We start from the raw sequence: 25,180 nt of genomic DNA on the forward strand, positions 1-25,180 counted from the left end.
CGGCGAACGCGACCATGCTGCTACAGAAGCTGTGGGACCGGCAGCGTCAGCTCACCACAGGACTGACATGCGGCCAGACCTCGACAACGCCGCGATAGACCATATCGATCGCGACGTAGAGAATGATCAGCAAGCCGACATAGGCGATCCAGCGGTGGCGATGCAGCAGCTTGGCAATGAAGCTCGCGGCCAAGCCCATCAAGGCGATCGACAGCACCAGGCCTATGACAAGCACGGGAAAATGATCGCGCGCCGCACCGGCGACCGCCAGCACATTGTCCAGCGACATCGAAACATCGGCGACGACGATCTGCAGGGCCGCCTGGCCGAGCGTCTTGCGCGGCGCCTTGCCACCCACCGTTCTGTCGCTGTTGAGGTCGGAATCGGAGAGCGCCTCGGTCGCCTCGAACTCGTCGGCATGCGACGTCCGCAGCTCGCGCCACATCTTCCAGCACACCCACAACAAAAGGATGCCGCCGGCCAGCAGCAGGCCGACAATGGCAAGAAGCTTGACGGTGACGGCGGCAAACAGGATGCGCAGCACAGTCGCCGCCAACACGCCGATCAGGATGGCTTTCTTGCGCTGCTCGACCGGCAGACCGGCGGCGGCAAGGCCGATGACGATGGCATTGTCGCCGGCAAGCACCAGATCGATGGCGATGACCTGGAGGAGGGCCGTCATGCTTGCAGCGCTGAAAATGTCCATCGACCGGAGCCCCTTGCTGTATCGGCGTGTTCGTCGTCGGATATGCCGACGCCCTAACGTGTATGGTTCCCGCGCGTCAAGAGACTGCCGGCGCAATTCCAGGAAAAGTGCGTAGCGGTTTTCCGTCCGGAATTACGCAAAAACAAAGAGTTACAGTGGGTCAGCTGCTCCATAAAAAGGCTGAACCGCTCTAACCGCCGACGCTGAAAGCCACGGGAATAGGGAAGGTCGTTCTGCCAGAGAGAATTCTGGTCGCAGCGAATTCAGTCGTAGAGATTGTACTTCGCCCAGTCGGCTTCCGGAATCTCGTCGCCGATGCGGTAACGGAACTGCAGGACCTCCATATGGTCAGGCGCCGTCTCGCATTTGAACTTCAGCCGGTACCACTGCCCCTTGCTGCGGAAGGCAGCGCCCGGGCTGCGGATGGCATCGGCCTTCATTTCCGGCGTCGCGAAGGCGTAGGCGACGACGCGGTCTGCCTTGTACTTGTGGTCGTCATGGCTGATGCGGTCGAGCACTTCGGCGTCGCATCTCTGCTCCAGCCGGGTCTCCGGGTCGAGTTTCAGCAGGCCGGCGCGCAGGGCGGCGTCCATCGCGTGGGCGGGCCAGGCCAGGGTCACCGAGGCCAGCGCCGCAAGGAATAGTTTTTTCATGGGCGGGAGAACGACCATAACTCGCGTGAAAAATCAACCGGAGTGCCATTTTGGGGCAGCCGGATATGCGCGGAAATCGCCGTTGGCCGGGCAGGTTGTTTTGACGCAGCCGCTTTGATACGTCGCCGGCGCCATTCTTATTTGTCCGGGCTGCCATGCACCGATTGCCTGTTTCGCCATCTTTGCGCTTCTCGCGATCGCGGCACCCACCGCCACGGCCGCAAGGCGATATAGACAGCGAGGAAGGTTCTCTGTGCAAGGCCGGCCTCGCTGTGCCAGACCTCCCTTATCCCCGCCGCCCGCAAGGCCCTTCGTTGGGTGCTGTTGCGGTCCCAGCGCCGGCTGATGCTGCCCGCCCGGTAGTATTTGTGGCAGAGCACTTGCGGCACGCGGACAAAGCCGCCGAGCAGCGACAGATGCAGAAGCCAGGTCCAGTCGGCGCTGAATTCGCCTTGGCTGTTGGGCTTGATCCCGCCGCTACGGTGGAACGCCCAGGCCCTGAATATCCCACGATTGGGAACCCACCATCCATGCGGCTGGCGCGCCATCGCCCGGCCACGCGCAAAACCGTCCTGCAAGCCCTCCAGCAGGTCGAACTTCCACGTGGCACTTTCGCCGCTGACTTCGATCACTTCGACATCGCTGAACGACAGTACGGCCTCGGGATTGGCATCGAGCGCCCGCACCAGCGCCTCGATATAGGTTGGATCGATGACGTCGTCATGGAAGGCAAAGAACATCAATTCGCCGCTGGCATTGGCCATCAGATCGTTGGAGTTCTTCAGCCATCCCAGGTTTTTGTCCCGGCGCAGGATACGGACATCGTCGCGGCCGCCGGCGAAGGCTGAAACGATCTCGAATGTCGCGTCGGTCGAATTGTCCTCCCCGACCAGGATCTCGATATTGTCCCAGGTCTGCGCGGCGAGGCTGTCCAGCGTACGCGAAATGAATGCCGCCGAATTGTAGCATGGCACCAGCGCCGTGACCTTCGGCCGCCAGCCGGATCGAAGCTGGACTTGTTTCTGCGCTACCTGCTTCGCGCCGCCCTGTTCTGTCTCACCCATTCACTCGATCCCGCAGATTTGCCGCGCCAGCCTGTCGGCAAGCCACGGCGCCGTCGAATATTTACCTGTGTCGACCGAGATGTAGTTGCCCAGGCGGTTGACCCCGAATTGGTCGCGGCGATGGATTGTGGCTTTCGGGTCGCTGAGCGAACCACGCCCTTGCGCAAACACGAAGCCGCCGCGTACCTCAAGCTCCTCGGCATCGTCGAACATGCTGGAAACACTGGGCACCAACCGGGCGAGCGTGGCGCGAACGTCGCCGATGAACCGCTGTCGTGCGTCGGCATCGAGCGCTTGCGGCGTTTCGATCGACAATTCGCCACTCTCCGCAAGCAACCCGCTCGGGTACCAGGAGAGATAGAAGTTGCGCCCGTCATAGTTTTTTATGTCGCCGAACGGGCCAAGGGCGACGACCGCGCACGGCACATCGACAGGCTGCCTGGTGCGGCCGAACAGGCAAAGCCTGTAGCGGTGCGACCATCCGGGAACCGGCTCGATGCCGGCCGTGCGGTCGACAGCCAGCCGCCCCTCCCAAAGGCAATTGACGACGATGTCGAACGCCTCACTTTTCTTGCCTGCGACCGCCACGCGCCATTTCCCGTCAATTCCGTCCACCGGCTGTGCCGACAGGACTTTGGACGCCATCCGCAAGCTGATATTGGGTTCACCCCGAAGCGCCGCGCAAAGCCGGCAGGCAACCCATCGCGTGTTGACGGATCGCTCCGGCACCTGGAAGCCCCCGACGATCTGGTCCGAGTTGGTGACATCGGCCAATTCAGTTTTGGAAAGCCGATTCGATCGCGCCGCCGATACGTCGGCAAGGTAGCTGGTGGCGTCAGCGTGGCTGCGCACCAATACATCCACACGTTCAAAGATCGCCCCCAGCGCCTCGGCAGCGACGATCGAGTTGCGATGGACCAGATAAAGGTCTTCCGAAAGGGTCGTGTGCGCTTCCAGATTGCTTCCGATCAGCTCGGAAACAAGCCTGCCGAAACACAGTCCTCCCGAAAGCAGATGCCGGGCGGTCAGCAGCGAGGGATCGTTCCCGTAGAGATAGCCGAGATGAATCTTGCCCTCGTTCCAACGGCTGGCGCAGGCCATCGGCTCGCTCTCCTTGTCGAAGAGGGACACCGCGTAGCCTCTGCGGGCCATCATGAGAGCGAGGCTGGCGCCCATGATGCCGGCGCCGAGAATAGCCATTCTGCCGCGAGGCGCTGTCATGTCCTGGCGCGCATCGCCTCTCCTTTCCCGATGAGTGTCATCAGGGGTTCGATACGTAGTTTTCAGGGTCGTATTCGGTATCGCAGAAAACCAGCAAAGACGGGTTCTCGCCTTCATAGGTCTGCAGCGCCCACACCGGGGCATCGACCAGCACCGCGCGGTTCGATGCGGTGAGCGTCAGCCGTTCGATCTGTTCCTGATAGCGAAATTCGATGCCGATCTGGCCCGACAGCTGCATCATCAATTGCCGGCCCGAGCCGTGTGCATGTCCGCCCCGCGACGTGCCGCGCGGCGCGGTGACGACGAACGCCCGCACGGCTTGGAAATTGTAACCGCTGAACTCGATAGCGGTCAGCATTCCCCTGGGATCGCAATGTAACGAAGTGGGGATCTCGGTGACCTTGCCGCCAAAGAACGTTCGATGCTGCATAACGTAAGCCCGCCAGATGCCGGTCGAAATTTACCTCAGACTAGCGCTTATATCAAAAGACAGAGAATACAACCACTTAGGCGGTGTTTTGGGACACAGCAGCGGATCGATGTCGAGCTCGGCCTCAGGCCGATACGGTGCCGACTACCGAAGGTCGCCGCGCCGTCACGACTTCTGAGTCGCGGCCGAAACCACGGCTTAAGACCTTGGTCCGAGCGGTCTAGGACCTTTGAGTTCGGAAGGCCGGCCGGTCCCAACGAGGGTGATCTACTTCAGCAATTTCAAAGAGTTATGCTGGTTGGCGTTTCGCCGGCCGGCCGCTTCGTTCTCGCAATGAAAGCACAGCTATATCCAAGTTTACCCTTTGTGTTAGCGATTCCTCATGTTGCCCGCTATAGCGGTTAGTGGCGGTGGCAATCTCGGAGGTAGTTATGACATCCCGAAAGACCCTTTTTGCTGCATTTGCGGTGTTCTCGCTTCTGGTGTCGCCGGCCCTGGCTGCTGCTGGTGGCAACGGCCATGGTAACGGCCATGGCAATGGTAACGGTAACGGCAATGGCAATGGCAATAGCGGAGGAAACGGTAATGCTGGCGGCAATGGCGGAGGCGGCGGTTCGCTCGGCAAGTCGGCATCCGCCAAGGGCCAGGTCGCCAAGGCCGCTACCGGTTCAGTGTCCAAGGAAAAGAATATCCATGCCAAGCTGGGCCGATTGAACTCACTGCAGCGCAACGCCAACGCCTTTATGCACTCCAAGAGCAAGAACTTCGCTGGCGTGCAGGCTTTTGTGACACAGTCGGCAATAGCCAAGAACGCTCAATCGGCGCTCGATGCCGCTAATCAGGCGGTTGCCGACGCCAAAGCGGCGCTCGACGCGCTGAATGCGAAAGCGGCTGACCCGAATACCCCGCCCGAAGATGTCCCGACGCAGGCCGACCTCGATGCAGCACAGGCAGCGCTCGATGACGCCACCCAGGATGCGGCCGCTGCTCAGACCGCCGCCACAGCTGCCGCTGCCAACGTCCCATCGATCGATGCAGCCCTTGCCCAAATGGCCAACAAGCCCGTTGACCCTGAGGTGACAGATTGGGCCAATAGCGTACTTGCCGACAAGATCGACCAAGTAGCCGCCAAGCTGGCGCCGGCCGCGCCTTAAGGCCCCATGCGGCGGCAGCGATCCAATCGACGATAAGCCGTCGGGTCCGCCCGGCGGCTGCACCTTTCTCGCCTATCTGCAGCGTTGGTCCCAATGCAGGTCCGAGATTCTGGTCATGGCTATTTTGCGAAATCTCCAGCCGGGCCGCCGTCCTCAAGGCTGAATTCATGCGTGCTTCGCGCATCTTCATCGACCACACGAAACCAATGCTCCTGAAGCGCTCTAGGCGACACCCTTTGGCCCGTGACCTTCTCTACCGCAGATAACGGATCATCGGCGCTCGTGGCCTGAGTTGAGACACACTCCTCTCCATGCCACTCTTCCACCTGGTACTCTGGCATGCCGGCCTACCTACCGCTCCCCAGAGCCTTCGCTTCCCGCTCCAGCGTCTCGCGTCGGTTGCCGTGCTTCGCGATCAATTCCTTGACCTGCTGCGGGGTGATGCCGGCCTTGGTGGCGAAATACTCGACTTCATAATCCTCATCGGCAGAGACGCGGTCCCGATCGCGGAAGTCCGTCTTCGTTTTGTCGTCGGCCATTTGCTTTGCTCCTGGTTGAATGATCAACCGCAACGTGCAGCCGCAGCCTTTTGTTGCAGCGGAGCCCGGATTTCCGAAACGGTCACATGGGAAAACGGCCCTCAGTCGCAGGAGGTGCTGGTGTTGCTGTAACTTTGAACGGAACGGTTCTTCTCCTTGACGGTTGTGACGTGAAGGAGATGCCTCATGTTTGAAAGTGTGATGTGGTTGATCGTCGTTGCTGGTGGGCCACTGTTGCTGGCCCTATTGATGGCATACGTTCTTATGACCCGACGCCACCGTGGTCCTGCAGAACGCATGGAAAGCGACCGCGCGACCAAACGGCTCTATCGCCAGGACGAACGTTGATCCTGAGGCTGGCGCAACGTTTGCGCTCACGCTGGCCCGCTGCCTCGCGGTGGCAGGCTTCTTCGTTTTAGAAAGTTAGGAATAACTTAGGAAAGATTTGGCCCTCTTTGAAAATACAGAGGCAATTCAGCACGGTAGCCAAATATCTGGCGGAGGGAGTGGGATTCGAACCCACGGTGGGCTTGCACCCACGCCGGTTTTCAAGACCGGTGCCTTAAACCGCTCGGCCATCCCTCCAACGTGACTTTTCAATCATCTAGGAACATCAACCGACCCAGTGAACGACAGTTGGTATCGAATGATACCTATCCTTCCGGACCAGCTTGCGGTTCATTTCTCTAGAGCGTTGCCCATCGCCAAGTCAACCATCGGCGCTGCCATGGATAATAGGGGGTGGCGTTCGTTACCCGAACGGAGCTGCGAACCCGTTTTCGAAGGAGCCGGGATCTAATTGCGATCCTTGCTGCCGACCTGCACAAGTTGCAGAAGACCCAGCACGACAAGTGCGAGCAAGGTAGCCAAAGCCGCGATCTGCCAGAACCCGAGCCCAACCGCCAGGCCTATGGCGCCTGCCAGCCACATGCCCGCCCCAGTGGTAAGCCCTTGAACCTCGCCCTTGGAGAAGAAGATCAAGCCCGCGGCCAGAAATGCCACGCCGGCAGTCGTGGCTTCGATCAAGCGGATAGGATCAATGGCGATTTCCTGACCATCGAAGACGTGAAGATGAGTAATCTCGATCGTGAGGATGGCAATTAGAGCCGTCGCAACACAGACCAGGATGTGTGTCCTCAATCCGGCCGGTCGGTTACGCCATTCGCGTTCGATCCCAACGATGGAGCCAAGGACGGCCGCGAGCAAAAGCCTGGCTGAAATTACGGAAAAGGGCAGCCACGTCTGTTGCCCGAAACGTTCAATGAATTCATCCATGAGGCGCAGAACGTATCTCGGGTCGGTCGGTTCCAGGCAGCCGCGCTTCATGCCACAGGTTCACTTCCAGACTCCAAAGGACAGAGGTCTCGGATGCCTCCTCACAGGCGCCCGGCCAGCCCGGGACCTGGCCGCCACATTCCTGCCCGGTTCCGGACACAATCGATTAATACGCTGATAAACAATTCCTGCGCACAAGGGATGGGGATTGGCGCGTCGCAGGCATTGCTCATCTGGCTCCGCCGAAATTCTAGAAGCGGCGCCTGTGTCGAGACGGTAGGGGACATCGGAAAACATGCAGACCACGACGCATCGGCGTCTTCGTCGCGCTCCTGCTTTGGTGTTGTGCGCTCTTTCGGCTGCGTTGCTGGCCGCGTGCGCGTCGCCGCAGTCCGAGCCGAAAGCCATGGTCTACAAGAAGCCTCGCTCGAAGGAATATTTTGCCGAGACCGAGTACGGCGTGAAGGCCAGCCCGCGCGTTCAGTACATGCGGCGCGGCGGCGGCCGCGACCAGTTGGGCAAGCCCTATCAGGTGCGCGGCAAGTGGTATTACCCCAAGGAAGACAAGCGCTACGCCAAGGTCGGTCTCGCCTCCTGGTATGGCGATGCCTTCCACGGTCGTCTCACAGCCAATGGCGAAGTCTACGACATGACCCATCTGACCGCGGCGCATCCGACCATGCCGCTGCCGAGCTATGCCCGTGTCACCAACACCGAGACCGGAAGCTCGGTCATCGTGCGCGTCAACGACCGCGGCCCCTATCATGAGGGACGCATCATCGATGTCTCGGAACGCGCCGCGCAAATGCTCGACTATGCCAAGGTCGGCACGGCCAGGGTCAAAGTGGAATATATCGGCCGCGCGCCGCTCGACGGCGACGACGACCAATATCTGGTCGCCTCCTATCGCCCGGGCAACAACCGCCCGGACCCGTCCGATGGCTTGCCGACCGGCGTCATGGTGGCGATGAACGGACCTTCGCCGAGCCTATCTGTTGGCGCACCCCCTGCCGTAGTGCCGTTTCCTGGTCAGTTGACGAATTCCGACACACAGCCAGTGATGTCGATGCAGGCACCGGCCTCAAGCGATGTGACGCTGCCTGAATTCGGGCCGATCGTGCCTCAGCGCCCGGAATCGTCCTTTGCCGTGGCTTCGCTCTCCTATGCGGATGAGCGCGTACAGCGCGCCGACGTCTTTGCAGCGCTTGACGACCAGGGCATGTCGCCAGCCGACATCCTGCAATCGTGGAAGAAATCCAACCCGCAGGCATCGCCTGCCGTTTCCGACTATGTCGCCGCCGGATCCTTCGACGATGCTGCCGAGGCAAAGCGGGTGGCTGCGGCTCTCGAACCGTTCGGCAGGACCGAAATCCAGAGCACCGAACTCGACGGCAATGACTGGTACGCGGTCAATCTCTATCCGGATGGCCATGGCAATGTCGACGACCTCTTGCGCGCGGCATGGTCGCATGGCGCGCCGGACGCGCTGGCTGTGCGCAACTGACCAACAAAGGCACGCCGGTTTTGTCATTGCGCGGTTGATCCGCCGGGAAGAAGCCTGATAGCGTTGCGGCAAGTTTCTGCCGGCTAACAGTCGAGCCTCTTCATGCGATTTCGCCTTTTCCACCCTTTTGCCGGGCTTTTTGGCCTTGGCTTCTTGCTTGCCGCGTTGGTTCCGGCCAACGCGCAGCTTTTTGAGACCAAGGCCACGCAGGCTTTCATGATCGATGCCGAAACCGGCACGGTGCTGTTTTCCAAGGATGCCGACCAACCGATCCCGCCGGCCTCGATGGCCAAGCTGATGACGATGGAGATGGTCTTCAACGCCATCAAGTCGAAGCGCATGAGCCTCGACGACACCTTCGTGGTTTCGGAAAATGCCTGGCGCAAGGGCGGTGCGCCTTCGGGAACGTCGACCATGTTTGCCAAGCTCAAATCGGCGATCCGGGTCGAGGATCTGATCCAGGGGGTCACCATACAGGCCGCCAATGACGGCTGCATGGTGCTGGCCGAAGGCATGGCCGGTTCGGAAGAGAATTTCGCGGCGCAGATGAACGATCGCGCGCGCCAGATCGGGCTGCCGAAATCGACATTTGTCAATTCCACCGGCCTGCCGGCCGACGGCCAGCAGACGACAGTGCGCGAACTGGCGCAGCTTGGCCTGCATATATGGCGCGAATATCCGGATCTCTATCTCTATTACGGCCGGGCCGATTTCACCTGGAACAAGATCTCGCAAAAGAACCGCAACCCATTGCTGGCCATGGGCATCGGTGCCGATGGGCTGGCGGTCGGGTCGAGTGAGGCGGGCGGTTTCGGCATCGTCGGCTCGGTCAGCCATGACGGGACGCGGGTGATCGCGGCGATGAGCGGATTGGCCAACGACCGCGAGCGCGCCGAGGAAGCGCGCAAGCTGCTTGAATGGGGCGTCCGCTCCTTCGAGAAGACCGAGATTTTCGCCAGCAACGAAGTGGTCGGCGAGGCCCAGGTGTTCGGCGGCGCCAAATCCAGCGTAGCGCTGAAGGCAAAGGCGCCCATCGACGTCCTGCTGCCGATCGCCAACCGCGACAAGCTGACCGCCAGGATCGTCTATCAGGGGCCGGTATCGGCGCCGGTGGAGGAGGGACAGCCCGTCGGCGCGCTGCGCGTCTGGATCGGCGACACGCTGAGCCAGGAAACCCCGCTTTTCGCCGCCGAATCGGTTGGCGTCGGCACACTGCCGCAACGAGCGTTTGATGCCGCCAGGGAACTGGCCGTAGGCTGGCTGCGTTGAGTTCCTGCGGCGTGGACCTTTTCTCGGGCGCGGACTAAGACACCAGCGCAAAGCAGGACAAAGGCCTTTCGATTGGCAAGCGGATTTTTCATCACCTTCGAAGGCGGCGAGGGCGCCGGCAAGTCGACGCAGATCGAGCGGCTGGCCCAGAAGATGCGCGCCAAGAAATACGATGTCCTCCTCACCCGCGAACCCGGGGGGTCACCCGGCGCCGAGGCGGTCAGGCACGTGCTCCTGTCCGGCGCCGCCGAGCCTTTCGGGCCGAAGATGGAGGCGCTGCTGTTTGCCGCCGCACGCTCCGACCATGTCGAGCAGGTCATCCGGCCGGCGGTGGAGCGCGGCTCCATCGTGCTTTGCGACCGTTTCCTGGATTCGTCGCGCGTCTATCAGGGCGTCACCGGCGGCCTCGATCCGGCTTTCATGGAAGCTCTGGAGGAGGTCGCCATCAACGGCATGATGCCGGACATGACGCTGATCCTTGACATTGACCCCGCCGAGGGCTTGCGGCGCGCCGCCGCGCGGCGTGGCGCCGAGGACGGTCCGGACCGCTTCGAAAAGGAGACGCTGGACATCCACCAGCGCCGCCGTGACGCCTTCCTGGCGATCGCAGCGGCCGAGCCGGACCGCTGCATCGTGATCGACGCGTCGGCGCCTCCCGCTGCGGTGGAGGATGTCATCACCGCGGTGGTGTTCGCCGCACTTGAGGCGAGGGCGCCCGCGCGCAACCGACAGGCGGCGCCCGCATGATCTTCGAACGCATCGCTCCCGAGCAGCACGACACGCTGGACGGTGTACCGGAGCCGTCCGAGACGCTGCGCCTGGTCGGCCATGAGCAGGCGGCCGCGATGCTCGCTGCCGCCTATCGCTCGGGAAAACTGCCGCATGCGGTGATCTTTGCCGGGCCGATCGGCATCGGCAAGGCGACGCTTGCCTTTCACCTGGCGCACCATCTGTTGAAGCATCCGGCCTTCGACCAGGCGCCGGATGTGTTTGCCGTTCCCGATCCGGCCTCATCGCTGTTTCGCCAGATCGCCACCGGGGCGCATCCCGGCGTGCTGCATCTGACCAGGCCGCTGAACGACAAGACCAAGAGCTTCAAGACGGTCGTCACCGTCGACGAGATCCGCAAGGTCAACCGCTTCCTGTCGCTGACCTCGCATGACGGCAGCTACCGGGTGGTGATCGTCGATCCGGCCGACGACATGAACACCAACGCCGCCAATGCCTTGCTGAAGAACCTCGAGGAGCCGCCGAGCCGCACGCTGTTCATCCTCATCGTGCATGCGCCGGGCAGCCTTTTGCCGACCATCCGCTCGCGCTGCCAGATGGTGCGGCTGACGCCGCTCGATGCCGGCAGCCTGATGAGCGTTCTGGAAACCGTCGAGCCGCCGCCACCTTCCGATCCTGCCGCGCGCGCGGCACTGGCGGAACGGGCAGGGGGCAGCGCCCGCAATGCGATCCTTCTGACCCAATATGGCGGGCTGGAGATTGCCGGCACGCTCGACGCCCTGGTCACGTCGGGCAGGAGCGACATCGCCGGCGCCTATCGCCTTGCCGAGGCCGTCGCCGGCCGCGACCAGGCGATCCAGTTCGACATCTTCAACCGCCGCGCGCTCGATCTGCTCTCCACCGGCGCCAGTGAAGCCGCGCTGGCTGGGGATCTCGCGCGGGCGAAAACGCTGTCCGACACTTGGCACGAGGCGCTGAACGCCATATCTGAGACCGATACCTACAATCTTGACAAGAAGCAGCACGCCTTGACCATGATCGACCGCCTGAATTCCGCAATGCGAATGTGACCGGTTTCGGCATTGGGGCGGGATGGCAATCGCCGTCTCGATGCGATATCCACCGCTCACATTCATTCGGCCATTCATGACGGTTAATTCATGTCACGCGACACATTCTACATCACGACACCAATTTTCTATCCGAACGGCAAGCCGCATATCGGCCACGCCTATACGGTCATTGCGACCGACGCGCTGGCCCGCTTCCAGCGCCTGGACGGCAAGGACGTGCTCTTCCTCACCGGCACTGACGAACACGGCCTCAAGATGCAGCAGACGGCCGAGAAGGAAGGCATAACGCCACTCGCGCTTGCCGACCGCAACTCGGCGATCTTCCGTTCGATGACAGAGGTCCTGGGCGGCTCGAATGATGATTACATCCGCACGACGGAACCACGCCACTACGAGTCGTGCCAGGCGATCTGGAAGGCGATGGCGGCCAATGGCGACATCTATCTCGACCGCTACAGTGGCTGGTATTCGGTCCGCCAGGAAGCCTATTTCGAAGAGAGCGAAACCACGCTTGGCGACGACGGCGTGCGCCGCGAGCCGCTTGGCTCGCCGGTCGAATGGAATGAGGAGGAAAGCTACTTCTTCAGGCTTTCCGCCTATCAGGACAAATTGCTTGCGCTGTACGAAAGCCAGCCCGATTTCGTCGGTCCGGCCGAGCGCCGAAATGAGGTGATGAGCTTCGTCAGGTCCGGCCTCAAGGACATCTCGGTCTCGCGCACGACCTTCAATTGGGGCGTGCCGGTGCCCGGCGACGACAAGCATGTGATGTATGTCTGGGTCGATGCCTTGACCAACTACATCACCGCTGCCGGCTATCCCGACACCAAGGCCGAGCAATGGCGCTACTGGCCGGCCACGCACATTATCGGCAAGGACATCGTCCGCTTCCATGCCGTCTACTGGCCGGCTTTCCTGATGTCGGCCGGCATCGAACTGCCGAAGCGCGTCTTCGCGCATGGCTTCCTGTTCAACCGCGGCGAGAAAATGTCGAAGTCGGTCGGCAATGTCGTAGACCCCTTCACCATGGTCGAGCATTACGGCCTCGACCAGGTGCGCTATTTCTTCTTGCGTGAGGTGCCATTCGGCCAGGACGGCAGCTACAGCCATGACGCGATCGTCAACCGCACAAATGCCGATCTCGCCAACGGTCTCGGCAATCTGGCGCAGCGCTCGCTGTCGATGATCGCCAAGAACTGCGGCGGCGTGGTGCCGCATCGCGGCGAGCTGACCGAAGCCGACAGCGCGATCCTCGACCAGGCGGTGGAAGCGCTGGGTACCGCGCGCCAGGCGATGGCGGAACAGGGCATCCATCTCGCGTTGGCGGCGATCTTCGGCGTTGTGGCGGAAGCGGATCGCTACTTCGCCTCGCAGGCGCCCTGGGCGCTGAAGAAGACCGATCCGGCGCGCATGGAAACGGTGCTGTGGACGACCGCCGAACTGGTGCGGCGCGTGGCATTGCTGTGCCAGCCCTACATTCCGGGGTCGGCCGGCAAGCTGCTCGATCTGCTGGCGGTGCCGGCGGACACGCGCGACTTCGCGCATGTCCATGCCGACTATGCGCTGGTGCCCGGCACGGCGCTGCCCGCGCCGGAGGGCGTGTTTCCGCGTTATGTCGAAAACCCTGAGGCGAGCGCCTGATGCTCGTCGACAGCCATTGCCATCTCGACTTTCCGGATTTCACCGAGGAGCGGGCCGCCATCGTCGCCCGCGCCAAGGCTGCCGGTATAGGTCACATGGTGACCATCTCGACACGCGTGAAGCGGTTTGCGCAAGTGCTTGAGATTGCCGAGAGTTTCGACGAAATCTATTGCTCGGTCGGCACCCATCCTCACAATGCCGGCGAAGAGCTGGATGTGACGGCTGAGGACCTTGTGCGCCTGTCCGCGCACCCGAAGGTGGTGGCGATCGGCGAGGCCGGGCTCGACTATTTTTACGACAAGGTGCCACGCGATGCGCAGGCGCAGGGTTTTCGCACTCATATAGCAGCTGCGCGCGAGACCGGGCTGCCGCTGGTGATCCATTCGCGCGATGCCGATGACGACATGGCTGCCATCCTCGAAGACGAAACAGGGAAGGGCGCCTTCCCCTTCATCCTGCATTGTTTTTCGTCGGGGCGACGGCTGGCAGAGGTCGGCGTGGCGCTTGGTGGCTATGTGTCCTTCTCGGGCATACTGACCTTCAAGAACTCCGCCGATTTACGCGCCATCGCAGCCGATGTGCCGCATGACCGGCTGCTGGTCGAGACCGACGCGCCGTATCTGGCGCCGGTGCCGTTCCGCGGCAAACGCAACGAGCCGGCCTATGTCGCGCATACAGCCAAGGTGCTGGCGGAGACGGTCGGCGTTGGCGAAGCCGAGATCGCGACGCTGACGACGGCGAACTTCTTCCGGCTGTTCGGCAAGATGCCGCGGCCCGCCGGGCTCTGACGCATGAGCGACCGGCTGCGCCTCACCATCCTCGGCTGCGGCTCGTCACCCGGCACGCCGCGCATCACCGGCGATTGGGGCAATTGCGACCCGGCCAATCCGAAAAATCGGCGTACACGCTCAGCCGCGCTCGTCGAGCGGATAGCAGCCAACGGCGCCAGAACCACGGTCGTCATCGACACCGGGCCTGATTTCCGTGAGCAGATGCTGATGGCGGCCGTCCGGCGCATCGACGCCGTCGTCTATACGCATCCGCACGCCGACCACATCCACGGCATCGACGATCTGCGCGGCTACGTGCTGGAGCAGCGCCATTTGATCGATGTCCATGCCGACCAGCCGACCATGCTCAGGCTGCGCGAAGCGTTCGGCTATTGCTTCGAGACGCCGTTTGGCAGTTCCTATCCGCCGATCGTCAGGCCGCACATCATCGATCACGCAAGGGCGGTGACGATCGAAGGCGAGGGCGGTGCCCTCACCCTCGAGCCGCTGCCGCAGATCCATGGCGACATCATTTCGCTCGGCTTCCGCATCGGCGGGCTGGCCTACTGCCCCGATATAAGCGACTTCCCGGATGCCACCGCCGAGCGGCTGCGCGGCCTGGAAATGCTGGTCATCGATGCCTTGCAGTACCATACCCATCCCAGTCATCTGTCGCTCGGTCAGGCGCTTGGCTGGATTGAAAAACTGGCGCCGAAACAGGCCGTGCTGACGCATATGCATGTGCCGCTCGACTTTGCCACGGTCAAGGCCGAGGTGCCGGCCAACGTCACTCCGGCCTATGACGGCATGGTGATCGAAATTCCCTATGAGTCAGCATGATACGAACAGCTCTTTATAAGGACGTTCGGTTCTTCGGCGCGAAGATCAGCAGCGTTCCAATCCGCTCATAGCCCATGCGGGGATAAAGCAGCGCTCCGGCACGCGTCGCCAACAGCATCGAGCACCGCGACCCATGCGCTTTGTCGTCATGCAGCATCTTGGCCATCAGCGCCTGGCCGATGCCTCGACGCCGGTGCGAAGGCTCGACAAACATTGCCGAGCACCATGTGGCGCCGACGGCGTCTATGCTGCGCACACGCCCGACGATGGCGTCGCCATCGAGCGCCACATACTGGCGAAACGGCGCATCGTCGCCGAGTTGATCGTCTGGAAGTGGCCGCCTGCGTATGACCTTTCCAGTTGTGCAGCGCGTTCAGCCGTCCTCACGCGTTCGATAGAGACGATTGCTGGCGGGTCTGGAATTTGGCGCAGCGACTGGACGAAAAAGCCTTCCGTCCGCAGCAGCCGGTAGCCGAGCGCCTTGTAGGCCGTTCGCGTTGGTTCGTCCGGGCCGTCATTCGCGATCACGACCGAAACGGCCGAGCGCCTTGTAGGCCGTTCGCGTTGGTTCGTCCGGGCCGTCATTCGCGATCACGACCGAAACGGCAAAGCCCGGCCGCGCATGCTGCCGCACGATGGCATCGGCTTCCTCGGCGGCGACGTCATGGACGATCCATTCTTCGCCACGGTAGTCGCGTGCATTCTTGCGCTCGGCATCGCGCATCAGCCACAAGGGTCCGACGCGGCTGGCTTCGTATGGAAAGGTGCGGCTCTTGTCGGTGCTGAAGCCGTGCACGAACACTTTGATCGCCGCTTCGATGTCACGCTTTCCTGTCGTCATCGACACAGCGTAGCGTTGGCCAACGGCTCAAGGCAACACGCGTCGATCATGCCAAACCCGTGAAAATCGCAGCAATTTCCAGCTTCAGTCTAATGCACAAGTTCCATAATCTATCTTATGCGACTTTTCATAGTGGCTGCTGCTTCCATTAGGGGCGTGCCAATATACGCCCTGCTGACTGAGATGCAGGCCGGCGGCTCGGATTGCTTGGCGGGAGGAACGTTGACGAAGCAGTGGCGAAATGAGTTGGCGTGGTCTTCATTTCTCAAGGGATGGCGCCTTTCGCAAAGGCCTCGACTTCCTGCTCGACCGGCCCGCGCCGGGATAACGAACAGGAGCGTCATCCCGAAAAGCTTTCCAGGAGGCCGCTGAAGGCTGCTGCGATTGCAACAAGATGGAAGACGCCAAGGGCCAGCCATCTGGAGCCGCCGGCGCCCGCAACAAATGCCCCATAGGCAGGAAACTGCAGCGCAGCCAATCCGATGGAAAGGCTGGTGATCATTGTGTTGGTCAAAAGCGTTGCCAGCATGGGGACCGGATAGAGAAGTCGCGCCAGCACATAGTCGCCATGCCCGGCCCCGGCCGAATAGAGCGCCAGGAAAAAGGCGACCGGCGTGACGCCGAGGCCGACAAGGAACCCTGCCCGCGAGGAGAATTTTGGCGACGTCATCTGGCCATGGCCATGGCGGCCGGTGGGTCGCGGTCGTCAGGCGCGAGCTTGGACGAAGTGACAAGCAGCTTCTCCTGATCGGCCCGCGACTTCGGCTCGATCGCGATTTGCAGCAGAGGCCAGGGCGCGGCAGACTTTTCCATCATGACGCCATGGTTGCAGATCGATCGGATGACCGCAACGGTGTCTACGCCCGGCCGCCCGTCCCTTTCGCTTCCTGACTGTGGACGCGCGCCAGAAAATCGCGCACCAGCGGAAGTGCCTCATCGAAATGCGTTTCGAGCAACCAGTGGCCGGCGCCATCGATCAGATGAAGCTCCGCTTCCCGCAAATCGCGCTGGTAGGCATGCGCCGATTGTGCCGGCATGTAACCATCCTCGGGGCCCCAGACGATGAGCGTTTGCGGTTGGTGCTCGCGCAGATAGCTCTGATAGCGCGGGAACCAGCCGAGGTTCGCCTCCAGCTTCTCCATCAGGCCGACCGCGAGTCGCCGGCGGATCGGCGTGTCCATCAAAGGCCAGTGGAGTTTCCAAAGATCGGGAGGCACGCGCTCGGCTACAGCGTAATCCACCTCTCCGACGAACTCGTGCCGGAACCCCTCCTCGCTCACCGCCTCTTCCAACGGCCGGTGCTTTTCGGGCGTCTTTTCCGTCCAATAGGCTTTTATCCCAGCGTATTTCGGCCCGAGAACATCCTCGTATATATCGCCGTTCTGGATGATGAGTGCCGCGATGCGCTCGGGATGTGCGATGGCGTGGCGCAGTCCGATCTGTGAGCCATAATCGTGCAGCCAGAGAGCATAGCGCGACGTGCCGAGCGCATCGGCGAAAGCTGTCAGAAACTCGGCATAGGCATCGAAATCATAGCCAAAAACCAACATCTCGGGCGTGGCGCTATAGCCAAAGCCGGGAAAGTCCGGCGCGAATGTATGCCAGCGATCGGCAAGTGCCGGCATCAACCGTCGGAATTGATAGGACGAGCACGGATAGCCGTGCGGCAGGAGAAGGACGGGAGCATCAGGCGGGCCGTCTTCGCGATAGAAGATGCTGTTTCCGTCAATGTCGATCCGGCGATGTTGCAATTCTACCTCCTTGCTCAAAGCTTGCCCGCCACTTTGTTTACGGTGCTCCGGCAAGAAGGTTCCTTTGAAGTCAGGGCGTGACGGCTTCCGGCTCTCCATTCCCCGACAGGATCTGCAGCGTTCCGCGCGTGGCGTTGCGGAACGCATCGTCGAAACTGACGCCACGTACCTGCCAGCGATAGTCCTTATCCTTGAAGCTGAGCCGCCAGTCGCCGACCCAGCCCAGCGCTTCCTGGCGCCATACCAAAGTGCCGGCAAGCAGGGCATCGCCATCCAGCGTGTTGGCCACGTCGGCGAGCGCGACGTCGGACGGCCGAGGCAACTCCAGCGGCAAACCGGTCCGGTGCGCCGCGTCCGCCAGCGCAACGCGCATATCCGCCGCAAGCTCGCCGCCGCCATCGCGCACCAGCGTGAAGCCGTCGCCTTTCATCGGCCTTACATCCAGCAGTGCGACGATTTTTGGCCGCGGCACCGCCCACGGTTTGCGCCCGAGCGACGCCAGCAAGGCATCGATCTTGTCCGGGTCGAAATCGGCGGTGATGTAATGCGGCCGGTCGTGGGTGCCCTGCTCGTCATGCGGCGGGCGGTTGTTGAGCAGGTCGCGGTAGCCGACACCAGTGACATAGTCGGCCGCGTGCCGGCTCATGTCCGCAACACGCGGGTCGCCGATCAGCCGCGGGTCGCCGGAAACCTTGACCAGCACCTCTTCAAGGCACGGCGCCAGGCCCCACGCCCGGTTCTCCTCGCCAGTGCCGCTGGTCACCGATTGCGCGCGGTAGAGGCTGGCGCGGTCGATGTCGGCGGCAGCGACCGGAAAGACAATCAGCACAGCCAGCGCCGCTGCCACAAAGCCCAATTTCAAGCATCCAGGCACCCGCCGACCCTCCCGAAACGGTCCGGAACATCCGTTGGAGCCATACTCCTGATCATCAGGGAATTTCAAGGTACCGCCCATCAAGGCGTATCGCCGACGATGCGCCGGTGTACGCCGTCCAGGCTCTCGGTAAGCGCCTCGAACACGTTTCGCGCCGTCAGTTCGCGAAGAACCTGTTCGTTGATGCCGCCGCGCGTCGCATAGTCCTGCGCCGGATTCATGAAGTCGGCATCCGGCGACATATCAGGAGCGCTTCCCAAGGCTTTGAAAAGCGAGGCGATGTAATCGCGCCCCTTCCCTTCCTCCACGCCATTCCTCTTGAGCCAGCTGTTAATCGTATCGAGATATCTAAAGTAGCTGGCATAGGTTGCGGTGGCCACGCTCAACGCGTTGAATTCGGCTGAGTTCTCGACCTCGATCGCTTTCCCCAGATTGCCGAACAAGGCAGCGACAGTGGCATCCGGCGGGCAGATGATCGTTGCCCCCAGCCGGTGGGCAATCATCGGCATGGGCAGCGCTTTCGTCACCTGGTGCGCTGGTGCGGTCAAGCCGGCAATCTCCTCGCGCGGCAGCGTGGCGATCAAGCTGATGAGGTGATGCTCGCGCCGAAACCGCAAACCCGGCAGGACGTCATGCGCAATTTGCGGCCGGACAGCCAGCATGACTAGGTCGCATTGATCGAGAACCGCCTGATTGTCATCAGCGATACGCACATCCGGATAACGGGCTGCCAGCTCTGCGGCGATCTCTTCATTGCGCGGCGACAGCAGCACGGAGACGGAGTTATCCGCGACGGATTTGAGCCCGCTGACAATGGCCGCTGTAAGGGCACCCGTGCCGATGAAGCCAAGTTTCATCGCGCCTGTCTCTGGTTCATCGGTCACAGCGGCGCATGGTCGAGCCGTACCTGATAGCTCAGCACGCGCTTTTCACCGGGCGCGATCAGCATCACGCCCGGCTTGTCCGCGAACTCGCCTTCGAAATCCACGGGGCTGGCAAGCCCGTGCCAGGGTTCAATGCACAGGAACGGAGCGCCGCCCGGCTTCGACCAGATGCCCAGTTCCTTAAAACCCTGCCACGACATCTCGATCGCCGCACCGTTCGCGGCGGCATAGCGCACGCTGGTGCTGGCCGGCCGGTCGAGGATCACGGCGTCTGCCTCGAACAGCTGTTCGGAAAGCGCCAGCGTTTTGCCTTCGATGGGCGTCGGCCGCGGTGCAGCCAGCACCAGGCCATCCTTCAGCCGGCGGATCGGCGCCGGCTCGTCCTGGGCAAAGGTCAGGTGGTAGTCGGTCTTGGCGAGCCCCGGCTGCAATGGCCAATTGAAAGCCGGATGTGCACCGATGGAGGCTGGCAGCGTCTCGTCGCCGGTGTTGGCAATCTCGAAGCTCACACCAAGTTCCCGACGCTCGAGCGTATAGGTGATGGCAAGGCGAAAGGCGAACGGATAGCGCGTGCGTGTATCGGCATCGTCGGTCAACACCAGCGTGCAGGATCGGGGGCTCGCGTCAGCCCACACAAATGGCTTGTCGCGCGCAAAGCCGTGCTGCATCAGGGGATAGACCTGGCCCCCATGGCGGAGCTGGTCGCCCTTCAGCCGGCCGACGATCGGAAACAGCACCGGCGAATGCCGCCGCCATTCCGGCCCGGCCTGCCACAAAAACTCCGGACCCTCGGCATTGCGCAAGGAGATGAGCTCGGCCCCCTGCCCGACAATGGTTGCCGAGATGCCGTCGCAGTGAAGCGTCACTTGTTCCATGCGTTCTCGCGGAAAGCTGCGTGCGAGCGGCAGGTTAGCAAAAGCCCGCATGGACTCAAGGGCGCAGCGACATCGCGCTGACAGAGGAGCGATGTCTCCACGCCAAACGACAGTGGCCGGAGATTCTCCTCCGGCCACTGCGAGATCGAGATTGTTGCCTTGCTACGGTTCGACTATTCGCGCTCGCCGGTGAAATTCAGCAACAGCTGGAAGATGTTGACGAAGTTCAGGTACAGCGACAGCGCGCCGAAAACGGCGAGCTTCTGCTGCGATTCCGCGTCGAAATTCCCCGCATACTGTTCCTTGATCGTCTGCGTGTCCCAGGCGGTCAGGCCGACAAAGACGGCAATGCCGATCACCGAGATGGCGAACTGCAGCGCGGTCGAGCCAAGGAAGATGTTGACGACGCTGGCGATCACCACACCGATCAGGCCCATGATCAGGAAGGACGAGAACTGGGTCAGGTCGCGCTTGGTCGTGTAGCCGTAGAGGCTGGTGGCGCCGAACATGGTGGCGGTGATGAAGAAGGTGCGCGCGATGCTGGTGCCTGTGAAGACCAGGAACACCGAAGCCAGCGACAGCCCCATCACCGCGCAGAAGGCCCAGAACATCGCCTGGGCGCTCGCCGCCGACATCGTCTGCATCTTGAACGAGAACAGCAGCACGAAGGCGAGCGGCGCCAGCATCACCACCCATTTCAGCGGGCTGGAAAAGATCGGCACGTAGAGGGCCGGCGTCGAAGCGACCACCATGGCGACGATGCCGGTGACGACGAGGCCGATGCCCATGTAGTTATAGACACGCAGCATGTGGCTGCGCAGGCCCTCGTCATAGACGGCGCCGGCGCGCGCGCCAGTGCCCATGCGGTATCCGAGGTCAGGGGTATTCATTGCGGGTTCTCCTTATGTGGTCTCAGTAAAGCGTCTTGAGCAGTAAAGTGTCCTGATCAGTAAAGTGTCTTGGCAAGCGTCTCGGCGGCGCGGTCGAGGTCGTGGACATCGCTGCGCGCGACGACCGCGTACGCGACCTCGCCGATCTGGAAATAGGCCGAGGAGATATCGCCCGAGAGCGCGATGGCAGGCTTGACGACGTCGAAGGTTCCGGGGCGGATCGCAAACAGCGAGACCAGCCCCATATCCTTCGTCTCCAGCGCCACCTCGACGCTCGGCCCGAAGCGCGACGGATAGATCTGCACGTCGCGAACCTTCCAGTCCTTGGGCAGCGATGGCATGACGATTGCGGTGGCGGCGCGGATTTCGTCGCCATTGTAGTTGGGCGCCTCCAGTTGCGAGGGCATCGCCTCGCGCATGAGCGTCGTCTTGTGCGCCCGGATCGCTTCTTCGACATAGGCGGGCGGCGGCGGCGAGGCCACCACTTTGGTCACCAGCAGCGGTCCGAAGAGGCCGTTCGCCAGCCAGCCGGCAGCGACAAAGACGGCGACCGCGGCCGCCCGCTGCAGCACGGCGAAGACGCGGCGACTGGCCAGTCCCCTGCCCAGCCGGCGCGCGACTTCAGTCGTCGCCGGCCGCGCCATTCCTGTGGAAGCAGCCAGCGCCAGGCGCAGTTCGTCGCGCGTCCTCAAGTCGGACATCACCCGCGCCGCAGCCTCCGGACGAACCGAGAGGAACGCCTCGACCTCGATGCGGCGCGCGACATCCAGCTGGTCGTCGACATAAGAATCGAGATCGGTATCGGTCACCGGGTCCCGCAACAGGTCGGTCATGACGGGTCTCCCACGATCCTCAGATGGCTTTTGGCCGGCGAAGGTGCAGCGTTTTCCATCTCGCGCAGTGCTGCGCGCGCCCTGCCGATGCGCGACATCAGCGTGCCCAGCGGCACCCCGCTGGCATCGGCGGCCTGCTGGTAGGAAAGGCCCTCGATGGCGACCAGATGCAGCGCCGAACGCTGCTCTTCCGGCAGATGGAAAAAGGCCTCGCGCACCTGCGCCAGTCGCACGGAATGTTCCTGCGGCGCCGGTGTGCTGGCATCGGTGAGATAGCCGGCCTGCTCGACACGCGCTGCTTCCGACCGGCGCGAGCGCATCTTGTCGATGAAAGCGTTGTGGACGATCGACAGCAGCCATGCCCGCAGATTGCCGCCCGAGCGGAATGTGTCGCGCCGCTCGTAGGCGCGCACCAGCGCATCCTGCACCAGATCCTCGGCGTCAGTGCCGTCGCGCGTCAGCGAGCGTGCGTAGCGCCTGAGCGAACCCAGCTGTCCGACAATATCGAAGCGTGGCATCGACCGTTTCATGCCCTGTTTACGGAACAGGCGGGGATCTTAATCCATCGCCACCAAACTTTTTTGCGTCGCCACAATAGGCATCATGCAATCAGAAGTCCGCTGCGCACTTACCCATCTCCCGTGCGGCAGATGTTTGCTCTATGATGACGATCTAGCCTTCTCCGTCGTTCCCGGGAGCAAAAGATGGCCAATGGTAGTCGTGTAACGGGTTTTGCAGCGTTGCCGGTCGTCGGCAGGGTGTTCATCATCTTTGGCATTATCGGACTGATCGCTTCCGGCGTGCTGGCCATCGTCGAGATGTACGGCCCTCGTACCGCTTCGGCGACAGGCAGGATTGTCGCCGCCGAATACAATCCCCGCATCGAGTTCTCGACCGCCGACGGCACCGTCATCCGCTTCAACAATGCCGTCCACAGCTCGTTCTGGGGTGATGGCGACAGCGTCCCTGTCGCTTACGACCCAACCAATCCGCAAAATGCCTCCGTCGACAGCTTCGCCGGACGCTGGTTCCTTGCCGGACTGGCCGGCATGCTCGGCGGTTTCTTCCTGCTGATCGGCATCGGTCTCTCGCTGATTGGACGGGTGCTTATCCGGCGGATGGCAATGAACCCGTCGCCATAGCCGTCGACCCCTGCCGTACAGACAAAGCTTGGCGTAAACGGTCCCGCACGGCTAGCGGGCCGGCGCAGATGGAAGCACTGGCGAAACGCGGTCGCTTTGCGTATTACTCCGCCGCCATTGGAGCCGTATTGATGTTCGAGACCCTGCAACCTGCCCCGGCTGACAAGATCATCGCCTTGATCGGCCTCTATCGCGCCGATCCGCGCCCCGGCAAGATCGATCTCGGCGTCGGCGTCTACAAGGACCGCGACGGCAGGACGCCGGTCATGCGCGCCCTGCGCGAGGCCGAGAAGTGGTTGCTGCAGGGCCAGGACACCAAGACCTATCTCGGCCTTGCCGGCGACACCGGCTTCAACACGGCGATGGTCAAGCTGGCCTTCGGCCCCGCTGCCGACATGACGCGCATCCGCGCCGCGCAAGCGCCTGGCGGTTCCGGCGCGCTGCGGCTGGTGGCGGAGCTGCTGAGCCGGACGCGCCCCGGCGCAACCGTCTGGCTGTCGGACCCGACATGGCCGAACCACCCGCCGGTGATGCGCGGCGCCGGCCTCAAGGTGCGCGATTATCCCTATTTCGATGCCGCTTCCGGCGCGGTGCGCTTCGACCACATGCTGGCAACGCTTGGCACAGCCGAGCCCGGCGATATCGTGCTGCTGCACGGCTGCTGCCACAACCCGACTGGCGCCAATCTCGATATCGCGCAATGGGCCAGCGTCGCCGATGTTGTCGTCGAGCGCGGGCTGTTGCCCTTTGTCGACATTGCCTATCAGGGCTTTGGCGAAGGCCTCGACGCCGATGCCGCCGGCTTGCGCCTTCTCGCGGCCAAGGTGCCTGAAATGGTCGTTGCCTCGAGCTGCTCGAAGAACTTTGCCGTCTACCGCGACCGCGTCGGCGCGGCGATGATCCTGGCGAAGGATGGCGCGCAAGCCGATGTGGCGATGAGCCAGATGCTCGGGGCGGCGCGCGCCATGTATTCGATGCCGCCGGACCATGGCGCCGCCGCCGTGCGCATGGTGCTGGAAGATGATGGCCTTCGCGCCGATTGGGAGGCGGAGCTGGAGGAGATGCGGCTGCGCATGCTGAGGCTGCGCGTCCAGTTCGCCGACGCGCTGCGCCGGCAGTCCAACTCCGACCGCTTTGAGTTCATCGCCAGCCATCGCGGCATGTTTTCCAGGCTTGGCCTGACCGAGGCGCAAGTCGAGCGGCTGCGTGCCGAGTATGGCGTCTACATGGTCGGCGACAGCCGCATCAACGTTGCCGGCCTGCCCGAGGACGGCATGGATGACCTCGCCAAGGCGGTTGTGTCGGTACTCGGCTGATACGGCTGAGCTGTGGACAAGGTCAGGCCGCCAGCTGACAGCGTTGGCCCCACGACAGGCAGCGGGATAGCATTCGCCGCATGAAACCTTCGCGCGACATTTCCCGGCTGATCGAGATCATGGCGGCGCTCAGGGCGCCGAAGACCGGCTGTCCCTGGGACATCGAGCAGGATTTCTCGACCATCGCACCCTATACGATCGAGGAAGCCTACGAGGTGGCGGACGCCATTGCGCGCGGCGATCTCGACGATCTGCGCGACGAATTAGGCGATCTCCTGCTGCAGGTCGTCTACCACGCGCAGATGGCTGAGGAAGCCGGCGATTTTGCCTTCGGTGATGTGGTCGAGGCCATCACCACCAAGATGATCCGGCGCCATCCGCATGTCTTCGGCGACGAAGAGGCGCGCAGCGCCGGCATGGCAAAGGGCATGTGGGAAAAGATCAAGGCTGAGGAAAAAGCCGAAAAGCGAAGCGCCCGCCTCGCCCGCGGCCTCGACCCCGAAGACAATGGCAAGGGGTTCCTGGACAGCGTGCCCGTCGCCCTGCCCGCTTTGACGCGGGCGCTGAAGCTGCAGGAAAAGGCTGCCCGTGTCGGTTTCGACTGGAGCGAGGCAGCACCCATCCTCGACAAGATCGAGGAAGAGATCGGCGAATTGCGCGAGGCGCTGGCCAAGGGCGAAACGGCGGAGATCAAGGACGAGTTCGGCGACATGCTGTTCGCCGTCGTCAATCTGGGGCGTCACCTCAAGCTCGATTCGGAAGCAGCGCTGAGCGGCACCAACGAAAAGTTCCGCACACGCTTTCACTATGTCGAGCGCGCCATCGATGCCTCGGGAAGCACGCTCGAAAAAGCCACGCTGGATGAAATGGAAGCGCTCTGGCAGCAGGCCAAGGGCCAGAAGTAGGCGG

General features: G+C 62.5%; 31 protein-coding genes and 1 tRNA gene. 12 read left to right on the forward strand and 20 right to left on the reverse strand.

Annotation, left to right across the window (positions count from 1 at the left end):
- Positions 1-46: 46 nt before the first annotated feature.
- The 5 genes from X728_RS146815 to X728_RS1000000167900 all read right to left on the reverse strand — a co-directional run bounded on the left by X728_RS146815 (position 47) and on the right by X728_RS1000000167900 (position 4,074).
- Positions 47-706: a TerC family protein gene (locus X728_RS146815; RefSeq protein WP_023668959.1), complete on the reverse strand. Its 660-nt coding sequence runs from the start codon at positions 704-706 to the stop codon at positions 47-49.
- Positions 707-969: 263 nt separating this feature from the next.
- The gene (locus tag X728_RS146810) at positions 970-1,377 is read right to left on the reverse strand and encodes a DUF930 domain-containing protein (RefSeq protein WP_032889884.1); all 408 of its coding nucleotides are present in this window, start codon (positions 1,375-1,377) and stop codon (positions 970-972) included.
- A gap of 119 nt (positions 1,378-1,496) precedes the next feature.
- Positions 1,497-2,423, reverse strand: coding sequence for a glycosyltransferase family 2 protein (locus X728_RS146805; protein WP_023832181.1), 927 nt, complete (start codon positions 2,421-2,423; stop codon positions 1,497-1,499).
- A complete protein-coding gene (locus X728_RS146800; protein WP_196815089.1) occupies positions 2,424-3,644 on the reverse strand; it encodes an FAD-dependent oxidoreductase in 1,221 nt (406 codons plus the stop codon).
- Positions 3,645-3,684: 40 nt separating this feature from the next.
- Positions 3,685-4,074: an FdtA/QdtA family cupin domain-containing protein gene (locus X728_RS1000000167900; RefSeq protein WP_023832183.1), complete on the reverse strand. Its 390-nt coding sequence runs from the start codon at positions 4,072-4,074 to the stop codon at positions 3,685-3,687.
- 431 nt (positions 4,075-4,505) lie between these two features.
- On the opposite strand from X728_RS1000000167900, the gene X728_RS146795 reads away from it, so the two are divergent.
- A complete protein-coding gene (locus X728_RS146795) occupies positions 4,506-5,228 on the forward strand; it encodes a hypothetical protein (protein ID WP_023668954.1) in 723 nt (240 codons plus the stop codon).
- 347 nt (positions 5,229-5,575) lie between these two features.
- On the opposite strand, the gene X728_RS146790 is transcribed toward X728_RS146795, so the two are convergent.
- Positions 5,576-5,767 (reverse strand): DUF3606 domain-containing protein, encoded by a 192-nt coding sequence (locus X728_RS146790; protein WP_023668952.1) that lies wholly within the window; start codon positions 5,765-5,767, stop codon positions 5,576-5,578.
- A gap of 186 nt (positions 5,768-5,953) precedes the next feature.
- Here X728_RS146790 and X728_RS1000000171065 point away from each other — a divergent pair, with 186 nt between their 5' ends.
- A complete protein-coding gene (locus X728_RS1000000171065) occupies positions 5,954-6,115 on the forward strand; it encodes a hypothetical protein (RefSeq protein ID WP_023691300.1) in 162 nt (53 codons plus the stop codon).
- 147 nt (positions 6,116-6,262) lie between these two features.
- Here X728_RS1000000171065 and X728_RS146785 read toward each other — a convergent pair.
- Positions 6,263-6,352, reverse strand: a tRNA-Ser gene (locus tag X728_RS146785).
- 210 nt (positions 6,353-6,562) lie between these two features.
- On the reverse strand, positions 6,563-7,042 hold the full coding sequence (locus tag X728_RS0135555; protein WP_027050850.1) for an MgtC/SapB family protein: 480 nt from the start codon (positions 7,040-7,042) through the stop codon (positions 6,563-6,565).
- Between the two features lie 295 nt (positions 7,043-7,337).
- Between X728_RS0135555 and X728_RS146780 the strand changes: the two genes are divergently transcribed.
- The 7 genes from X728_RS146780 (at position 7,338) to X728_RS146750 (ending at position 14,865) form a co-directional block, all read left to right on the forward strand.
- Positions 7,338-8,546 (forward strand): septal ring lytic transglycosylase RlpA family protein, encoded by a 1,209-nt coding sequence (locus tag X728_RS146780; RefSeq protein ID WP_023830024.1) that lies wholly within the window; start codon positions 7,338-7,340, stop codon positions 8,544-8,546.
- Positions 8,547-8,648: 102 nt separating this feature from the next.
- The gene (locus X728_RS146775) at positions 8,649-9,815 is read left to right on the forward strand and encodes a D-alanyl-D-alanine carboxypeptidase family protein (RefSeq protein WP_023736648.1); all 1,167 of its coding nucleotides are present in this window, start codon (positions 8,649-8,651) and stop codon (positions 9,813-9,815) included.
- A gap of 72 nt (positions 9,816-9,887) precedes the next feature.
- Positions 9,888-10,562 (forward strand): dTMP kinase, encoded by a 675-nt coding sequence (gene tmk / locus X728_RS146770; protein ID WP_023668949.1) that lies wholly within the window; start codon positions 9,888-9,890, stop codon positions 10,560-10,562.
- A complete protein-coding gene (locus tag X728_RS146765; RefSeq protein ID WP_023745049.1) occupies positions 10,559-11,614 on the forward strand; it encodes a DNA polymerase III subunit delta' in 1,056 nt (351 codons plus the stop codon). Before tmk ends, X728_RS146765 begins: the two co-directional genes overlap by 4 nt.
- A 90-nt stretch (positions 11,615-11,704) precedes the next feature.
- Positions 11,705-13,255 (forward strand): methionine--tRNA ligase, encoded by a 1,551-nt coding sequence (metG, locus tag X728_RS146760; protein ID WP_023832184.1) that lies wholly within the window; start codon positions 11,705-11,707, stop codon positions 13,253-13,255.
- Positions 13,255-14,043 (forward strand): TatD family hydrolase, encoded by a 789-nt coding sequence (locus X728_RS146755; RefSeq protein WP_023832185.1) that lies wholly within the window; start codon positions 13,255-13,257, stop codon positions 14,041-14,043. Before metG ends, X728_RS146755 begins: the two co-directional genes overlap by 1 nt.
- A gap of 3 nt (positions 14,044-14,046) precedes the next feature.
- A complete protein-coding gene (locus X728_RS146750) occupies positions 14,047-14,865 on the forward strand; it encodes an MBL fold metallo-hydrolase (protein WP_023832186.1) in 819 nt (272 codons plus the stop codon).
- A 13-nt stretch (positions 14,866-14,878) separates the two neighbouring features.
- Here the strand turns inward: X728_RS146750 and X728_RS1000000171675 are convergent, their stop codons facing one another.
- The 12 genes from X728_RS1000000171675 to X728_RS146710 form a co-directional block, all read right to left on the reverse strand.
- The gene (locus X728_RS1000000171675; RefSeq protein ID WP_348625637.1) at positions 14,879-15,154 is read right to left on the reverse strand and encodes a GNAT family N-acetyltransferase; all 276 of its coding nucleotides are present in this window, start codon (positions 15,152-15,154) and stop codon (positions 14,879-14,881) included.
- Positions 15,109-15,393 carry a hypothetical protein gene (locus X728_RS1000000171680; RefSeq protein WP_245266174.1) on the reverse strand — a complete coding sequence of 95 codons (285 nt, stop codon included), beginning with the start codon at positions 15,391-15,393 and terminating at the stop codon, positions 15,109-15,111. The genes X728_RS1000000171675 and X728_RS1000000171680 overlap by 46 nt, the downstream gene beginning before the upstream one ends.
- Positions 15,380-15,706, reverse strand: coding sequence for a hypothetical protein (locus X728_RS1000000171685; RefSeq protein WP_245266172.1), 327 nt, complete (start codon positions 15,704-15,706; stop codon positions 15,380-15,382). The genes X728_RS1000000171680 and X728_RS1000000171685 overlap by 14 nt, the downstream gene beginning before the upstream one ends.
- A 340-nt stretch (positions 15,707-16,046) precedes the next feature.
- Complete coding sequence (locus X728_RS146745; RefSeq protein ID WP_023832187.1) at positions 16,047-16,376, reverse strand: hypothetical protein; 330 nt, start codon at positions 16,374-16,376, stop codon at positions 16,047-16,049.
- Positions 16,373-16,522, reverse strand: a complete 150-nt coding sequence (locus X728_RS1000000170405) for a hypothetical protein (protein ID WP_023741235.1) — start codon at positions 16,520-16,522, stop codon at positions 16,373-16,375. Before X728_RS1000000170405 ends, X728_RS146745 begins: the two co-directional genes overlap by 4 nt.
- A gap of 41 nt (positions 16,523-16,563) precedes the next feature.
- Positions 16,564-17,475: an alpha/beta hydrolase gene (locus X728_RS146740; RefSeq protein WP_031195682.1), complete on the reverse strand. Its 912-nt coding sequence runs from the start codon at positions 17,473-17,475 to the stop codon at positions 16,564-16,566.
- Positions 17,476-17,527: 52 nt separating this feature from the next.
- Positions 17,528-18,304, reverse strand: coding sequence for a DUF2066 domain-containing protein (locus X728_RS146735; protein ID WP_050589933.1), 777 nt, complete (start codon positions 18,302-18,304; stop codon positions 17,528-17,530).
- A 107-nt stretch (positions 18,305-18,411) separates the two neighbouring features.
- Positions 18,412-19,188, reverse strand: coding sequence for a pyrroline-5-carboxylate reductase (locus X728_RS146730; RefSeq protein ID WP_023832190.1), 777 nt, complete (start codon positions 19,186-19,188; stop codon positions 18,412-18,414).
- Positions 19,189-19,211: 23 nt separating this feature from the next.
- Complete coding sequence (locus tag X728_RS146725; RefSeq protein WP_023832191.1) at positions 19,212-20,090, reverse strand: aldose 1-epimerase family protein; 879 nt, start codon at positions 20,088-20,090, stop codon at positions 19,212-19,214.
- Between the two features lie 173 nt (positions 20,091-20,263).
- A complete protein-coding gene (locus tag X728_RS146720; RefSeq protein ID WP_023832192.1) occupies positions 20,264-20,980 on the reverse strand; it encodes a Bax inhibitor-1/YccA family protein in 717 nt (238 codons plus the stop codon).
- A gap of 56 nt (positions 20,981-21,036) precedes the next feature.
- The gene (locus X728_RS146715; protein ID WP_023832193.1) at positions 21,037-21,813 is read right to left on the reverse strand and encodes an anti-sigma factor; all 777 of its coding nucleotides are present in this window, start codon (positions 21,811-21,813) and stop codon (positions 21,037-21,039) included.
- Positions 21,810-22,331 (reverse strand): sigma-70 family RNA polymerase sigma factor, encoded by a 522-nt coding sequence (locus X728_RS146710; RefSeq protein ID WP_196815091.1) that lies wholly within the window; start codon positions 22,329-22,331, stop codon positions 21,810-21,812. Before X728_RS146710 ends, X728_RS146715 begins: the two co-directional genes overlap by 4 nt.
- Before the next feature lie 186 nt (positions 22,332-22,517).
- Here X728_RS146710 and X728_RS146705 point away from each other — a divergent pair, with 186 nt between their 5' ends.
- The 3 genes from X728_RS146705 to mazG all read left to right on the forward strand — a co-directional run bounded on the left by X728_RS146705 (position 22,518) and on the right by mazG (position 25,176).
- Positions 22,518-22,955: a DUF3592 domain-containing protein gene (locus X728_RS146705; protein WP_081732442.1), complete on the forward strand. Its 438-nt coding sequence runs from the start codon at positions 22,518-22,520 to the stop codon at positions 22,953-22,955.
- A gap of 131 nt (positions 22,956-23,086) precedes the next feature.
- On the forward strand, positions 23,087-24,271 hold the full coding sequence (locus X728_RS146700) for an amino acid aminotransferase (RefSeq protein ID WP_023832196.1): 1,185 nt from the start codon (positions 23,087-23,089) through the stop codon (positions 24,269-24,271).
- Between the two features lie 80 nt (positions 24,272-24,351).
- On the forward strand, positions 24,352-25,176 hold the full coding sequence (mazG, locus tag X728_RS146695) for a nucleoside triphosphate pyrophosphohydrolase (RefSeq protein ID WP_023832197.1): 825 nt from the start codon (positions 24,352-24,354) through the stop codon (positions 25,174-25,176).
- Positions 25,177-25,180: the final 4 nt, after the last annotated feature.

It is taken from the genome of Mesorhizobium sp. L103C119B0 (genome assembly GCF_000502235.1).
In the GTDB taxonomy this organism is placed as follows: domain Bacteria; phylum Pseudomonadota; class Alphaproteobacteria; order Rhizobiales; family Rhizobiaceae; genus Mesorhizobium.

Bases quoted from the DNA above. Each gene is read 5' to 3' on its own strand.
- X728_RS146790 (WP_023668952.1), bottom strand. From the start codon at position 5,767: ATGGCCGACGACAAAACGAAGACGGACTTCCGCGATCGGGACCGCGTC.
- X728_RS1000000167900 (WP_023832183.1), bottom strand. From the start codon at position 4,074: ATGCAGCATCGAACGTTCTTTGGCGGCAAGGTCACCGAGATCCCCACT.
- X728_RS146810 (WP_032889884.1), bottom strand. From the start codon at position 1,377: ATGGTCGTTCTCCCGCCCATGAAAAAACTATTCCTTGCGGCGCTGGCC.
- X728_RS146780 (WP_023830024.1), top strand. From the start codon at position 7,338: ATGCAGACCACGACGCATCGGCGTCTTCGTCGCGCTCCTGCTTTGGTG.
- X728_RS0135555 (WP_027050850.1), bottom strand. From the start codon at position 7,042: ATGGATGAATTCATTGAACGTTTCGGGCAACAGACGTGGCTGCCCTTT.
- X728_RS146720 (WP_023832192.1), bottom strand. From the start codon at position 20,980: ATGAATACCCCTGACCTCGGATACCGCATGGGCACTGGCGCGCGCGCC.
- X728_RS146715 (WP_023832193.1), bottom strand. From the start codon at position 21,813: ATGACCGACCTGTTGCGGGACCCGGTGACCGATACCGATCTCGATTCT.
- X728_RS146725 (WP_023832191.1), bottom strand. From the start codon at position 20,090: ATGGAACAAGTGACGCTTCACTGCGACGGCATCTCGGCAACCATTGTC.
- X728_RS146775 (WP_023736648.1), top strand. From the start codon at position 8,649: ATGCGATTTCGCCTTTTCCACCCTTTTGCCGGGCTTTTTGGCCTTGGC.
- X728_RS146750 (WP_023832186.1), top strand. From the start codon at position 14,047: ATGAGCGACCGGCTGCGCCTCACCATCCTCGGCTGCGGCTCGTCACCC.
- X728_RS146800 (WP_196815089.1), bottom strand. From the start codon at position 3,644: ATGACAGCGCCTCGCGGCAGAATGGCTATTCTCGGCGCCGGCATCATG.
- X728_RS146710 (WP_196815091.1), bottom strand. From the start codon at position 22,331: ATGCCACGCTTCGATATTGTCGGACAGCTGGGTTCGCTCAGGCGCTAC.
- X728_RS146755 (WP_023832185.1), top strand. From the start codon at position 13,255: ATGCTCGTCGACAGCCATTGCCATCTCGACTTTCCGGATTTCACCGAG.
- X728_RS1000000171685 (WP_245266172.1), bottom strand. From the start codon at position 15,706: ATGACGACAGGAAAGCGTGACATCGAAGCGGCGATCAAAGTGTTCGTG.
- X728_RS146700 (WP_023832196.1), top strand. From the start codon at position 23,087: ATGTTCGAGACCCTGCAACCTGCCCCGGCTGACAAGATCATCGCCTTG.
- X728_RS146805 (WP_023832181.1), bottom strand. From the start codon at position 2,423: ATGGGTGAGACAGAACAGGGCGGCGCGAAGCAGGTAGCGCAGAAACAA.
- X728_RS146765 (WP_023745049.1), top strand. From the start codon at position 10,559: ATGATCTTCGAACGCATCGCTCCCGAGCAGCACGACACGCTGGACGGT.
- X728_RS146705 (WP_081732442.1), top strand. From the start codon at position 22,518: ATGGCCAATGGTAGTCGTGTAACGGGTTTTGCAGCGTTGCCGGTCGTC.
- metG (WP_023832184.1), top strand. From the start codon at position 11,705: ATGTCACGCGACACATTCTACATCACGACACCAATTTTCTATCCGAAC.
- X728_RS1000000170405 (WP_023741235.1), bottom strand. From the start codon at position 16,522: ATGATGGAAAAGTCTGCCGCGCCCTGGCCTCTGCTGCAAATCGCGATC.
- X728_RS146730 (WP_023832190.1), bottom strand. From the start codon at position 19,188: ATGAAACTTGGCTTCATCGGCACGGGTGCCCTTACAGCGGCCATTGTC.
- X728_RS146815 (WP_023668959.1), bottom strand. From the start codon at position 706: ATGGACATTTTCAGCGCTGCAAGCATGACGGCCCTCCTCCAGGTCATC.
- X728_RS146795 (WP_023668954.1), top strand. From the start codon at position 4,506: ATGACATCCCGAAAGACCCTTTTTGCTGCATTTGCGGTGTTCTCGCTT.
- X728_RS146745 (WP_023832187.1), bottom strand. From the start codon at position 16,376: ATGACGTCGCCAAAATTCTCCTCGCGGGCAGGGTTCCTTGTCGGCCTC.
- X728_RS1000000171065 (WP_023691300.1), top strand. From the start codon at position 5,954: ATGTTTGAAAGTGTGATGTGGTTGATCGTCGTTGCTGGTGGGCCACTG.
- mazG (WP_023832197.1), top strand. From the start codon at position 24,352: ATGAAACCTTCGCGCGACATTTCCCGGCTGATCGAGATCATGGCGGCG.